The organism is Nocardia sp. 2TAF39 (genome assembly GCF_052114905.1).
Classification (GTDB): domain Bacteria; phylum Actinomycetota; class Actinomycetes; order Mycobacteriales; family Mycobacteriaceae; genus Nocardia.
Window position 1 is genome coordinate 75,127 of the sequence record NZ_JBFRFQ010000041.1, and the last position, 12,230, is coordinate 87,356.

General features: G+C 65.4%; 11 protein-coding genes. 5 read left to right on the top strand and 6 right to left on the bottom strand.

The window, feature by feature from the left end:
• Positions 1-16 precede the first annotated feature (16 nt).
• The 4 genes from AB4Z47_RS23215 to AB4Z47_RS23230 all read right to left on the bottom strand — a co-directional run bounded on the left by AB4Z47_RS23215 (position 17) and on the right by AB4Z47_RS23230 (position 6,401).
• Positions 17-1,708, bottom strand: a complete 1,692-nt coding sequence (locus AB4Z47_RS23215; RefSeq protein WP_441953464.1) for a (2,3-dihydroxybenzoyl)adenylate synthase — start codon at positions 1,706-1,708, stop codon at positions 17-19.
• Positions 1,705-3,798 (bottom strand): acetate--CoA ligase family protein, encoded by a 2,094-nt coding sequence (locus tag AB4Z47_RS23220; RefSeq protein ID WP_441953466.1) that lies wholly within the window; start codon positions 3,796-3,798, stop codon positions 1,705-1,707. The genes AB4Z47_RS23215 and AB4Z47_RS23220 overlap by 4 nt, the downstream gene beginning before the upstream one ends.
• The gene (locus tag AB4Z47_RS23225) at positions 3,795-5,450 is read right to left on the bottom strand and encodes an FAD-dependent monooxygenase (protein ID WP_441953468.1); all 1,656 of its coding nucleotides are present in this window, start codon (positions 5,448-5,450) and stop codon (positions 3,795-3,797) included. The genes AB4Z47_RS23220 and AB4Z47_RS23225 overlap by 4 nt, the downstream gene beginning before the upstream one ends.
• 144 nt (positions 5,451-5,594) lie before the next feature.
• Positions 5,595-6,401 carry a PaaX family transcriptional regulator gene (locus AB4Z47_RS23230; protein ID WP_441953470.1) on the bottom strand — a complete coding sequence of 269 codons (807 nt, stop codon included), beginning with the start codon at positions 6,399-6,401 and terminating at the stop codon, positions 5,595-5,597.
• 397 nt (positions 6,402-6,798) lie between these two features.
• Between AB4Z47_RS23230 and AB4Z47_RS23235 the strand changes: the two genes are divergently transcribed.
• The 5 genes from AB4Z47_RS23235 (at position 6,799) to AB4Z47_RS23255 (ending at position 10,972) form a co-directional block, all read left to right on the top strand.
• Positions 6,799-7,029 carry a hypothetical protein gene (locus AB4Z47_RS23235; protein ID WP_441953472.1) on the top strand — a complete coding sequence of 77 codons (231 nt, stop codon included), beginning with the start codon at positions 6,799-6,801 and terminating at the stop codon, positions 7,027-7,029.
• Positions 7,022-8,074, top strand: a complete 1,053-nt coding sequence (locus tag AB4Z47_RS23240; RefSeq protein WP_441953474.1) for a polyprenyl synthetase family protein — start codon at positions 7,022-7,024, stop codon at positions 8,072-8,074. The genes AB4Z47_RS23235 and AB4Z47_RS23240 overlap by 8 nt, the downstream gene beginning before the upstream one ends.
• Before the next feature lie 50 nt (positions 8,075-8,124).
• Positions 8,125-9,279: an oxygenase MpaB family protein gene (locus AB4Z47_RS23245; RefSeq protein ID WP_441953476.1), complete on the top strand. Its 1,155-nt coding sequence runs from the start codon at positions 8,125-8,127 to the stop codon at positions 9,277-9,279.
• A 78-nt stretch (positions 9,280-9,357) separates the two neighbouring features.
• A complete protein-coding gene (locus AB4Z47_RS23250; protein ID WP_441953478.1) occupies positions 9,358-10,110 on the top strand; it encodes a bestrophin-like domain in 753 nt (250 codons plus the stop codon).
• Positions 10,111-10,147: 37 nt separating this feature from the next.
• A complete protein-coding gene (locus tag AB4Z47_RS23255; protein WP_441953480.1) occupies positions 10,148-10,972 on the top strand; it encodes a hypothetical protein in 825 nt (274 codons plus the stop codon).
• A 268-nt stretch (positions 10,973-11,240) separates the two neighbouring features.
• Here the strand turns inward: AB4Z47_RS23255 and AB4Z47_RS23260 are convergent, their stop codons facing one another.
• The gene (locus AB4Z47_RS23260) at positions 11,241-11,687 is read right to left on the bottom strand and encodes an SPW repeat protein (protein WP_441953482.1); all 447 of its coding nucleotides are present in this window, start codon (positions 11,685-11,687) and stop codon (positions 11,241-11,243) included.
• 25 nt (positions 11,688-11,712) lie between these two features.
• Positions 11,713-12,198: an Hsp20/alpha crystallin family protein gene (locus AB4Z47_RS23265; protein ID WP_441953484.1), complete on the bottom strand. Its 486-nt coding sequence runs from the start codon at positions 12,196-12,198 to the stop codon at positions 11,713-11,715.
• Between the last annotated feature and the right edge of the window lie 32 nt (positions 12,199-12,230).

Consider the following 12,230-nt stretch of genomic DNA (forward strand, 5'->3'; position numbering starts at 1 on the left):
ACGAGCACGGCGGCGGTTATGCCGGTCCGTTCTCGTGGACGAGCCGGTCGCGGATGTCGTCGCGCAGCGCTTTCTTATCGATCTTGCCGACTTTCGTGGTGGGCATCTGCTCGATCACGACGAGGCGCTCGGGGAGTTTGAACCGTGCCACACCGGCGGAGTTCATCACGGTGAGTACGTCGTCGAGCGTGATCGAGTGCATCGAGTGTCCCGGTGCCAGTGTCAAGTACAGGCACAGGCGTTCGCCGAGCACCGGGTCGGGCATCGCGACCGCGGCAGCCATCTCGACGGCATCGAGCTCATACGCGAGGTTTTCGACTTCCTCGGCGGAGATCTTTTCTCCGCCGCGGTTGATCATGTCTTTGTCGCGACCGGCGACCACCAGGTTGCCGTCCGGGCGGCGCACGACGATGTCTCCGCTGGCATACCAGCCGTCGGCGGTAAAGGCGCGTGCATTGTGTTCGGGCGCACGGAAATAGCCGCGCGGTGTATAGGGTCCGCGGGTCAGCAGTGCGCCCGGGGTGCCGTCGGATACCGGAGCGCCCGTCTCATCGACCACCATGATTTCGTCGGCGGCGCTGACCGGCCGACCTTGTGTGGTGAGAATGACCTCAGGATCGTCGTCGAGGCGGGTCATGTTGATCAGGCCCTCGGCCATGCCGAACACCTGCTGCAGCCGGGCTCCGAGTACCGGCTCCACGCGTGCGGCGAGTTCGTCCGGCATGCGGGAGCCGCCGACCTGCAGCACACGGAGGCTGGTGCCGCGCATTGTGCGATGTTCGCGCTGGTGCTCGATCCAGCTCTGCGCCACCGCCGGTACCACAGCTGCCGCGGTGACCCCTTCGGCGTCGATCGTAGGTAGTGCTCGTTCCGGCGCGGGCGAGGGCAGCATCACGGTCCGTCCGCCGGCGATCAGAGCACCCAGCACGCCCGGGCAGGCCAGCGGGAAGTTGTGACTGGCGGGCAGCACACCCAAATAGACGGTGTCCGTGTCGAATTCGGTGACGTCATTACAGCGCAGGATGTTGTAGGCGTAGTCGTCGTTTGTCCGCACGATCAGTTTAGGCAGCCCGGTGGTGCCGCCGGACAGCAGCAGGCATGCGACGTCGGCGCCGGTGGGTTCGTAGTCGGCGTCGGCGAAGTGGGCCGATGTCGTCAGCGCGGCGCTCAGGCTGTATTCGGGAACGTGTTCGGTCGCGCCGGCCGACAACCCACCATGGACAAGAACGGCTCGGACGGTCGGCACCGACGCCGCGACCTGCTGCGCGGTCGGCCGCAGGTCGGTGTCGCGGTCGATATCGGCAATGATCAGCGCAACGGCCTCCGACAGTGCTGCCAGATGAAGCAACTCGTGCCGGCGATGCGCCGGCAGCGCCATGACCGGAACGATACCGATGCGCAGACATCCCAGGGTCACTGCGAGGAATTGCCAGCAGTTGGGGAGCTGTAGGACGATCCGATCGCCGGCTTCGAGGCCCAAATCCAGCAGTGCCTGTGCAGCACTCGCTGCCCGATCCCAGAGCTCGGCATAGGTCAGCCGGGTTGCGCCGTCGACCACCGCTTCAGCCTGCGGCCGCTGCCCGACCTGCTCGGCAATGTAGGAGGACAGCGACCTGCCTTGCCAGCGGCCGGCTCGTCGGTACTGCTGTGAGATATCGTCCGGCCAGGGCACGACACCGTCGATGACGATGGGGAATCGGGTGGTCATGACAGCTCTCCTTCGAGCCGGTCCGGTGATGCGGTGACGACTGCGTCGAGGGCGACAAGTCCGTTCGTGGTCAACCGCAGGGGGTTGATCTCGACGTCGCCGAGTTCGGGGTGGTCGGCGAGATAGCGCGCGAGAGTCACTGCGATACGGGCGAATTCGTCTCGGTCCAGGGACGGTCCGCCGCGCCAGCCGTCCAGGAGCGGGGCGAATTGCAGGTCGTCGAGCATGGCCGCTGCCGCGGCGTGGCCGAGGTGGTGGCTGCGGATGGCGACGTCTCCGATCGCCTCGGCCGCGGTCCCGCCGAGGCCCGCGATCACGATCGGCCCGAAGACGGGATCGCGGCGCGCACCGAGGATCAGATCCACGCCCGGTGCTGCCATACTTTCCACGAGATAGGCGGGTGCTCCGATCGAGTCGAGGACGTCGAGGGCTGTATCGAGTTCGCCCGTCGTACGCACATCGAGATGTACGCCGCCGATCTCGGTCTTGTGCAGCACGGTGGCATCGAGAATTTTGACCGCGACTGGCAGCGGCAATTCCGAGAGCGCGTGATGTGCGGCAGCCCGATCGGGGCATACACGCCGCGGTGGGGTCGCGACGGCGAGGGCGTCGAGCAGATCCTTGGCGGCTGCCTCGTCAGCGGGGAGCGTGATCCCGGTGGCGAGTCCGTCGGTCGCCGCGAAGGTTTCCGTATTCCGCAGGTGGCGTGCGCGGGCATCCTGCACGAGCGCATGCAGGCCGGTCGCGAGGGCAGACGGACCGGACAACACGGGTATGCCGATACCTGCTGCGGCGCAGGCGCTATCGGCGACAACGCTGTCGGGTCCGCCGGTGCCGAGCACTACCGGCAGTTGGCGGTGCACGCCGGCGCCGCGAACTGCGGCGGCGAGATCGATGGCGTCCGGCTCCGCCAGGGCATAGACCGCAAGCGCATCGATGGCGGGATCGGCCGCGGTCGCGGCGAGTACGTCCTCGAACCTCGGCCCAGGGCGGCCGGTGTCCACCGGATTTGCTTGAAAGGTCATGGGCGGCAGCAGCTCGGCCAGCCGCTCCTGGGTATGCCCGGACAGCGTGGGAACGCGAACGCCCTGTGCCAGAAGCTGATCCAGGACCAGTAGTCCAGGGCCCGCCTGAGCGGTGACCAGCCCGACACCCGGTGTGGGAGCAGCCGTCAGCCGGGTACGGCTCAGGACGGTGAGCGCGTCGACGAGTTGCTGCTCGGAATCGACCACAACTGCTCCCGCTTCGGCGAGCAGTGCCCGGGTGGTTCGCCAGGACGTGGCCAATGCGCCGGTGTGAGACTCCGAGAAGGCCGATACGTCGCTGCGGCCGATCACCATGGCCACAATCGGTTTGGCGAGGCTGACCTCTCGCACCGCCGTGAGCAGTGCCGGTCCGTCACTCACGGATTCGATATGCAGGGCGATCGCGGTGATCCCCGGATCCCGTGCCAGGTAGCCGAGCACGTCGACATTGGTCACGTCCGCGGAATTACCCAGCCCCACACCGAGTCCCACGCCGACACCCCGTTCGGACAACAGGAACGACAACGCATGGTTCATGCCGCCGCTGGCTGCGACGACGGCCACCGAGCCTGGCCGGATGTGTTGGACCGTCGGCACGAAACTCACGGTCGCAGTTCCGGGCCGGAAGAAGCCTGACGTGTTCGGGCCCAGCACACGGATGCCGGTAGCGGCGCTGATCTTGGCGAGATCATTCTGTAGTGCGGCGCCGTCGGTGCCTGCCTCGGCGAATCCGCCCGAACAGATCAGCGCGGCGCCGGCTCCGCAGTCCGCGGCGTCACGAAGCGCATCGGGAGTGGCCTCGGCCGGAATACACAGGACAGCCAGATCCAGTGCGCTGCCGTGTCTTTCGGTCGCATCATGCAGCGAAGGGCAGAATGTGGAGTTTGCGAGCCTGGGGTTGACGCCGAAGACTGCGAGTGAGTCGAGGCTGTGGTGCCGGACCGCGTCGATCATCACAGAGCCCAGCTTTCCCGGCGTCGTCGATGCGCCGACAACGGCGATCGACCTGGGGCGCAAGAGCCGGTCGAGTTGTGTGCGGTCGTCGGATGGGAGCTGTGTCGTCATTGCACCACCGCGGTCTCGATCAGGGTCTGCTGATGTACCGGTGTATCCGGTTCGAACGCAACGGCATCCGCGCGGCCAGAGAGGACCAGCGTGGCGGCGCAATCGCGTTCGTCGACCGCCCGCCGCGTGCGGATCGCATCCTCGCGGTCGATCACGATTGTGGGGATACGATGACTCAGGCGGAGGTGTTCCGAGCACAACACCCGTGACAGTGCCGTACCACCGCGGACGACGACAGCGGTCGCGGCACCATCCGCGCAGAGCTTGTCCAAATCTGCTCGGGTTCCCGGGTCCAGCGACGTGGTGTCGGTGTCAGGCGCGTCGGTGAGGGCGACCGGCCCATGCCCGCTGGTGCTGGCCGCTACTACCGTGTTCCCGTCGCTGAGCCGGACGCTCTCGGCGCAGTGGCCGATGAGTTGCAGGAACCGGGTACCGAGCGTCTGCGTGCCGATCCGCAGTGGTGTGTCCAGCGGTGCGGCGCCATACTCGGTGTGCCAGGCGCGCTCGGTTTCGGCGACGAAACCGCCGTCACGAAGGCGCATCGTTTCGGCGGAGATCGATCGGCTGAAGAAGTGGAAGCCGAACTGCCATGGCTGGAATTGCCGGTAGTACTCACCGAAGTGGTCCCACCAAGACAGGCTCGGCAGCGACGAATTCTGGATCTTCGCGACCTGCGGGCGCCGGATGTGCTGGAACTGCTCCAACGCGGCCGGGAGCTCGCCGGGCTGTGCCGCGATGGATTCCGCGAGCACCGCAGCATCCTCCATTGCCATCTTGGTGCCGGAGCCGACCGAGAAGTGCGCGGTGTGCACAGCATCGCCGAGCAGCACCACCCGGGTTCCGTGCGTGGCGGTGATGTGCCAGCGCTGGGTGCGGCGAGTTCGGAAGTTGGCCCAACGGGAGTTGTTGGCCACCAGCGGATGTCCGTCGACCTGTTCGGCGAACAGGGCCTCCAGATAGCGTTGGGTAACCAGATCGGAGGAGCCGGGCGGCGCTGATGTGTCGAATCCATCCAGACCCGCGCGCCGCCACGTCTCCTCGTCGGTTTCGACGATGAACGTGCTCAGCCCGGAACCGATCGGATAGCCGTGCACAGCGAAGTTACCGTGCTCGGACCGCTGGTGCAGGAAGGTCAAACCGTCGAACTGGAATGTCGTGCCGAACCAGATGAACTTGACCGCCGCCTGCTCGACCGAATGCCCGAGTTCGGCGATGAATTGCTGCCGCACAACCGAATTCGTGCCGTCGGCAGCGACGATCAGGTCGTAGTCGCCACGGGCATCCAGCTCGTCCACCACGGCCTCGGTCCCGAAGTGCAGGCGGGCGCCGAGGTCACTCGCACGCTTGCGCAGCGCCCCGAGCAGCAGGCGGCGGTGGATCGCCGACATCCCGTTACCCCCGGCTGCCAGCACGGCACCTTTCAGATGCACCTCGATGGTGTCCCAGTGGCGCCCGTGGGTGGCCAGCACGTCTCGCAGCACGGGATCGACAGCATCGACGTTGCCGAGTGTCGCGTCGGAGAACACGACCCCGAAGCCGAACACGTCCGACTCCTTGTTGCGCTCGAAGACATCGATGACCGCCTCGGGCACAGCGTGCGCCAAAGCGATAGCGGCAAACAACCCGCCCGGACCACCGCCGACGCACGCCACGTGAAGCGGCCTCGGCGGAGTCGAATGGGAATCGGCGATAGGCATCGGCGTCGGTCCTCGGTGGCTGTCGTTGGGTCGCGATCGGAGAAGGCGAGGCAAGTATGTAACAAATATTTCTAGCAAGTCAACAAATGTGTTACCTATCTAGCCGTCGCAGGTGGTTGTGCTGGTGACCGAGGCTACGAACTCCGCCGCTTTCGCGTGCAGGATCTCATGACATTCGATGAAGACTTCGTGTGCCTCCCGGCCGCGCCAGCCCGCCGGGAGTAGGGCCTCGGAAAGCTCCGGGTCGCGGAACGGGTAGCGCCGGTAGTTCTGCATGAGGCGCACAAGATCGATCAACGCGGCGCTCGGGTCGAGTCCGCGGCGGTAGCGAGCCAATCGGGGGCGGAACTCTTCGATGAACGCCTGGTAGTCGGCGCCGAGTTCGCCGAGATCCCAGCAGTGATCGGCGATGAGGCGGTCGCGCGTCAGGTCGGCGCTGCGGCTACGCAGGATCTGGATGCGCTGCTCGTCGTCGGACAGGGCCTCGCGCAGCTGCTTTTCCCGATCATGCGGGGAGAACCAGCACAGGCCGCTGTAATTGCCGAACCCCCACCAGCTGAGCGCCTTCTCGATGCGCTTGCGCCGTTCCCGGTCCAGGCCGGAGTCGTCGACCAGTGCCTGGGTCCAGGTGCGATCCCAATCGTCGAGGTGGCGTTCGAAGATCCGGGTGCGGCCGTCGTCGAGCAGTCGCCAGCTCTTGTCGTTGAGCAGGTAGGACACCTCGCGCCCGGATTTGGTCGAATCGAACCAGTCGTCCTCGCGCAGCCGGGTCATCGCGACCCGGACGGTGGGCGGCTCGACACCGAACACACCCATCAGCGCGGTCAGGGTGCCGAGCGGGGCAGTCCCGCCGGCGTAGCGGAAGAATTCGCCGTAGAGGTCGAATACCAGTGCTCGTGGCCGCATCGCAATCCTCGCACCGGACAACTGCCGAATTAAATGTTTCAAATCTATTGAAGTTGAGACACGTTTGTCACATTGTGCCGCCGCTGCCGACATTCTTGCTGGCCTCGCCGAGGAACCTTCGAGTTGGGCCGCAAACAGCCACCTCGAACAGGGGCGTCTGGTCGTGCTGGCGTCGGCCCAGGATGTCGAGCTGGGAGCACCCGGATGACTTTTGGCTGCCACGAAGTCTGTAGCAAGTTCTCGGCGTGTCCGCGCGGAGCTGATGTCACACTGGGCGTGCCGGGGCCGATCTTGTTGGTACAGCACGGTGTCGAGTCTCTTTCGTGCGAATGGGGAGCGTGATCGTATGTCGCAACGGTCTTTTCAGTCCGGATCTCGAGGCGAGGACGCTGTGCTCTTGGCGGCCGGTCTGGCGGATTTGGCGCTGAGCCGTGTAGGCCCGATGGTGGGCCGGGTGTGGGGGCTGCTTCGGCGGTCGGATCTAGTGGGGCTGGCGGGCGGCGCGGAAACGGATTTGAAAGCGCGCGGTCGGCTGGCGCTGGACCGGTGTACCACCGTGCCCCCTGCCCACCTGGAAATCCTCGCTCAGCGGGTAGTGGCGCGACGTGCTGCTTCCGGCGATGTCTGATCGATACGATCCGGGTGGGTTCAAGGCCCGCATCGACGCCACGCTCGCGGACTTCGTCGCACAGGAGAATGACCAGCTTCTGATGATCGATCCGCACCTTCGACCGGTGGCCGACCAGATCCTGGTCGCGACAACGCACGGCAAACGTTTGCGGGCGGCGTTCTGCTATTGGGGTTGGCGGGCATCGGGACAACCGGACAGTGATGCGCTCGTGCGGGCAGCGGCGGCAATGGAATTGGTACACGCGGCGGCCAGTGTGCACGACGACATCATCGACGACAGCCCGTTGCGGCACAGTCTGCCCACCGCGCATATCGCCCTGCGTACACCGCTGCGCGGTCGTCCGAACTCCAAGAAATCCGCCAGGGCGCTCGCCATGCTGGTTGGAGATCTGTTGATGGCCCTGGCCGGAGAGCTGTTCATCGCGAGTGGTCTTCCAGCGGCCTATCTGTCGCGCGCGCGGCCGCACTGGGCAGCTCTGGCCAGGGAATTGATCGCAGGGGAGTGTCTGGAGATCATCTGGACCGGCGCAGCACCGAATACCGCTGAGTCGTTGAAGGTGATCCGGTACAAGACCGCCAAGTACACCGTCGAGCAGCCGCTGCTCATCGGGGGGGCGTTGGCCGGTGCGAGCGACCGGCTGCTGAAGGTGTTCTCCGCGTATGGGTTACCGCTGGGCGATGCGTTTCAGCTGCGTGACGACCTGCTGGGTATGTTCGGCGATCCGGTGCTGACCGGCAAGGTGAGCCTCGACGATCTCCGCACCCGCCGCCCGACCGCCCTGCTCGCCGAAACCTGGCGGTCCGCCGACGACGTACAGCGAAAACAGTTGCGCAACTTGCTGAATCGGCGCGACCTGGGTCCCGAAGACCTACACGAGATGTGCGACCTGATGAACCAGGTGGGGTCCCCGGACCGTATCGAACAGATGATTACCGCACGGGTCGAGGAGGCCACTCGCGCGCTGGTTGGCGTGGATGTTCCAGCGAACGCCACCCGAGCACTGACCGAACTCGCGCACGCTGCGTCCATACGCAGGCACTGACATCGGCAAAGCACTTCAGCCGTCTCGCCCATCGCTGTGAGGAGCGCCTGATGACCTACACCCACGCGTCGATGGACGCATTGCGGCAGTACGGTGACGAACTCGCCGACGCCACCGTGGCTACCTTGTTCGAACGCGGCGAGGTCGGCAAGTTCAATGCGCTCATGCGCTACGTCTCCGCCGTAGGCTCGCCCCTACCCGACGATCTGCCCGACGTCGCCCGGGAGTACCTGCACGAAACCGCCACCCCACCGCCGTGGGTGGACTGGAGTGAGATGGAGAAGGCCCGGCTGTTCTTCATCGACAACAACGTGCACATCTCCACGGCGCTGTCCTTTGCTGCCATGCCCGCCTGCTACCTCATCCCACACATTGCGAAACTGCTGTCGGCCACCCACTCGCTGGCATACCCCGCCAATCGCATGGCCGAGACCGGCCAGTTCACCGTGTACCTCATGCAGCCGGACGCCTTCGAGGCTGGCGGCCGCTTCATCCCCGCCGCCCAGAAGGTCCGGCTGCTGCACGCGTCGATTCGCCACCACCTTGCTAGGGAAACCCTCTGGGACACCGACGCATTCGGCGCTCCGATCTGTCAGGAGGACATGATCGGCGGCCAGCTGCTCTTCTCGTTGCTCGTGCTGGACAGCCTGCACCGGCTCAACATTCACATGAGCGTCGACGGCGCCGAGGCGTACTTCTACGCCTGGCGCGTCGTCGGCGCCATGCTCGGGGTCGATCAGACGCACGCGCCCCGGAACCTGGAATCCGCCCGGCAATTTCTCGACACATACCTGACGCGCTACATCGGCCCCAGCGAAGAAGGTACCCACCTCACTCGCCAACTCATCGAGCTCTACGAGGACGTTGTCCCGGGCACACTCTTCGACCCCATCGTCTCCGCGTTGATCCGCTATCTCATCGGCGACACGTGTGCCGACTGGCTCCAAGTGCCGCGCACCGCCTGGGATGCCGCCGTCAAAACCGTCCCCGGTGGCCTCGGCCTCCTCGAAACCATAGAAGACAATTCGCCTTTGGGCGCCTGGGCACTTGACCACCTCGGCCAACTCACCACCCTCTTCGAACTCAGCTCCCTGACCCGAGGTCGAGTCATGCATTACGCCATCCCCGAACACCTCAAAAAGGACTTCGGGGTCTCCTCCGCCCGGCCACGCATTTGCCGCTGGACACCCCCACCCGTCACATGATCGTCGTCATCTATTGTCCCTCAACACAAGTCGTGATCCCGCGTGGGCGAACGGCCGCTTCGGGATAAGGAGTATCACATGGTTCTGCAATGGGCCCTCCCCGTTCTGTTCGCGCTTGTCGCGGTGTCCGTCCTCGTTCTGGCGAACCGGCTACGCCCGAAGTCGTGGCGTAAGAATGAGGAAGAAGGTGGCGACGGATTGGTCCTCGATATCATCAATACGTTCTTCACCGCGGTGGTCGCGTTGGTGGTGGTGATCGGTTGGCAGAACTACGACAACGCACACAGCCACACTGTTGTCGAGGCCAAGGCGCTGGTCGAAGTCCACTCTGCCGCGGACGAACTGCCGCGGGCGGAACGCGATCGGATCCAGGGCCTCGTGCGCGACTACACCACGCAGGTGTTGGACCACGAATGGCCGGTCATGGCCGAGAAACGCCAGCTCAGCGAATCGGCCCAGCAGGCGTTCGACACGCTGCGCGCCGAGGCGGCGGCGCTGCGCGACGCGAACGGCGATGCGCGCTCCAGAGTTGTGGCCGGGCTCGACCGAGTCGTGCAAGCCCGGTACGACCGAGCCATGGACGCGAGCTTGTCGATGCCCGGGTTCCTCTACGCTGCCCTGTGGTTCGGAACCGCTCTGCTGCTGCTGCGCATGGTGCTGACAGGCCAGGAAATCACCAGGCGGAGCATACTCATGACCGCCGTGCTCGGTGTCGTCGTCGGTTGGGTGATCCTTGCGATCTACAACCTCGATCGACCGTTCTCCGGCGGCAGCGTTGTACCGCGGGACGCCTTCGAACTGGCGTTGACCCGTTTCCGACACGGGAGTTGACCAGTCGCCCGGTACGAGACAGACGAGGTATGCACACATGGCATCGCCGATCGACTTCACGCGAATCCTCAGGGCCACCGCCGGATTCGCCTTTGGTCCACTGACCGCCGTAGTTTTTCTAGCGGCGCCACCTGCCGCCGCCGATCCAACGGCCTGGCCGACTCTCGGCGAACTCACCTCCGGAAGCGCGACCGGCGGGACCTCGGTCACCGCAGGTGCTGACGCGGTCGGCAGCGAGTTGGCACTCGCGCCACCTGCCCATGCGGCCTCAGTCGCCACTGGAAGCACTGTGCCGCAAACAGTTTCGTCCGGCAGCACAGAAAGCGCAGACCGTCCATTGGCGCTCGGCCCGGTGGCGCCCGAGGCGGTTGGTTCGAGCGACGCGCTCGGTCTCGACTCCGGCAGCGTACAGGCGGCTTGTACGGGCAGCGCCGCCACCGGCAGTGCATTGATCACGCTCGGATCGGCCACCGGCAGTTGGTGGTCCGATTCCGCACTCGGGAGTGCTGTCGTAGGCAGCGCGGTCACCGGAAGCGCGCTGCTGACCTGTCTGTTGCTGCTGCCGGGCGCTCCGCTCCCCGATCCCTATCCTGATATCCCGCTACAGCTCGGCCCGCCGCAGCCGGGTCCACCAATGCTTGCGCCACCTCCCGCGCCACCGTCCCCCGCCCCGGCTCCACCACCGCCGACCGAGCCCCGGACTCCGGCCGTCATCGCAGGGTCTCCCACATACGAGCGGCCGTTGGAAATGCCGGACCGCCATCCGGTGGCATGGAACGTGCTACAACTGATCACCGTCATGGTGGTGGCGGTTCTCACGGCGGCCCTTGGCCGAATCTCCCACGCCCGCAATCGTTCCTGAGTCGGCTCCGGCAATCGCGAGGTGCTGGCGGGGGATGCAGCATGCGCAGCATGTTCCAGTACCGATGCCGGGCAGCCACCCAGTGCCCCAGACCGCTGGTGGTCGAGATGGGGCAGGACGGGATGGAAGCGGGTCGGGCCTCGTCAGCCGTTTTCACGACGCAGGTGTGACGGCGACGCCGGCCCGATCTTGCTCGGGGTTGAACCAGCAGCCGACACCGTGCTCGCCTTGCGGTTTGTAGTGATGCCTGGGGCGCTCAGGCCACTGATCATCGCGGCCGCCGCATGCGGGTGGGGCCACCCATCCCCAAAGCAACGGTGCCTAAGCCCAGCACGCAGACAACCGCCCCGACGACGACGTTGGACCAGATCATCGCGGTGGTGGTACCGACACCGGAAACGATCCAGGGGGAGACGATCATCCAGACCCCGAGCAGCGGTGCGACGAATGCCATGCCGTGGGTGCGGCCGTATGCGGACCCGAATGCCAAAGCCAGCAATGCGATCGCGATGCCGCAGACCAGGTTTGTCATTGTCAGCGACGTCTGGCCGGCAAAGCCGATGATCCAGGCGGACGCCGCCGCGTATAGTCCGGCCAGCAGCAGCAGCCCGTCGGTGACCTGCGCGGTGGGTTGCTCGGCTGCTTGGTCGTAGCGCTCGCGCAGCGCGACGATGTCGGGGTGAGTGTGGATCGGGGTGTGCGTGGGTGTCGACATTGTGCTCATCTCCTCGGCGGGCTCGTCAGAGCTTCGTTTCCTCGTGGGTGGTTTCCGCTTGGTTTGCAGTGACCTGGTGTACCTCGATGTGCTTTTCGGCCGTCTGCGGTTCGGTAATCGGCATCGACACCGTAAGGATTCCGTTGGTGTAGGTGGCGTCGATGTCGTCTTCCTTCGCGCCGGTGGGCAGCGCGATCGACCGGTAGAAGCTGCCATATCGGAATTCCGATCGGGTGCCTTCCTTCTTTTCTTCGCTGCGTTCGGCCCTGATCGTGAGTTGTCCCTCGCGGACGCTGACGTCGACGTCCTTGGCCGGGTCTACACCGGGTAGTTCGGCGCACAGGGTGTAGAGGCCTTTCTCGACGTGTTCCTCCACGCGGATCATGTGCCCCTCGAGCGATGTCCATGGGGGCATCGACTCGAGTCTGGCCATCAGATCCGGCCAATCGGGCATGGCAGGCAGATTCGACAACCAGGACTGGCGTGGGCGGCGGGGAGAAAGGGTGCTCATGTCAACTCCAACAAGAAGGAAACAAATGATGA

Excerpts from the sequence above, each read along its gene's own strand:
- AB4Z47_RS23215 (WP_441953464.1), bottom strand. The coding sequence starts at position 1,708 with ATGACCACCCGATTCCCCATCGTCATCGACGGTGTCGTGCCCTGGCCG.
- AB4Z47_RS23255 (WP_441953480.1), top strand. The coding sequence starts at position 10,148 with ATGGCATCGCCGATCGACTTCACGCGAATCCTCAGGGCCACCGCCGGA.
- AB4Z47_RS23220 (WP_441953466.1), bottom strand. The coding sequence starts at position 3,798 with ATGACGACACAGCTCCCATCCGACGACCGCACACAACTCGACCGGCTC.
- AB4Z47_RS23245 (WP_441953476.1), top strand. The coding sequence starts at position 8,125 with ATGACCTACACCCACGCGTCGATGGACGCATTGCGGCAGTACGGTGAC.
- AB4Z47_RS23250 (WP_441953478.1), top strand. The coding sequence starts at position 9,358 with ATGGTTCTGCAATGGGCCCTCCCCGTTCTGTTCGCGCTTGTCGCGGTG.
- AB4Z47_RS23230 (WP_441953470.1), bottom strand. The coding sequence starts at position 6,401 with ATGCGGCCACGAGCACTGGTATTCGACCTCTACGGCGAATTCTTCCGC.
- AB4Z47_RS23240 (WP_441953474.1), top strand. The coding sequence starts at position 7,022 with ATGTCTGATCGATACGATCCGGGTGGGTTCAAGGCCCGCATCGACGCC.
- AB4Z47_RS23260 (WP_441953482.1), bottom strand. The coding sequence starts at position 11,687 with ATGTCGACACCCACGCACACCCCGATCCACACTCACCCCGACATCGTC.
- AB4Z47_RS23265 (WP_441953484.1), bottom strand. The coding sequence starts at position 12,198 with ATGAGCACCCTTTCTCCCCGCCGCCCACGCCAGTCCTGGTTGTCGAAT.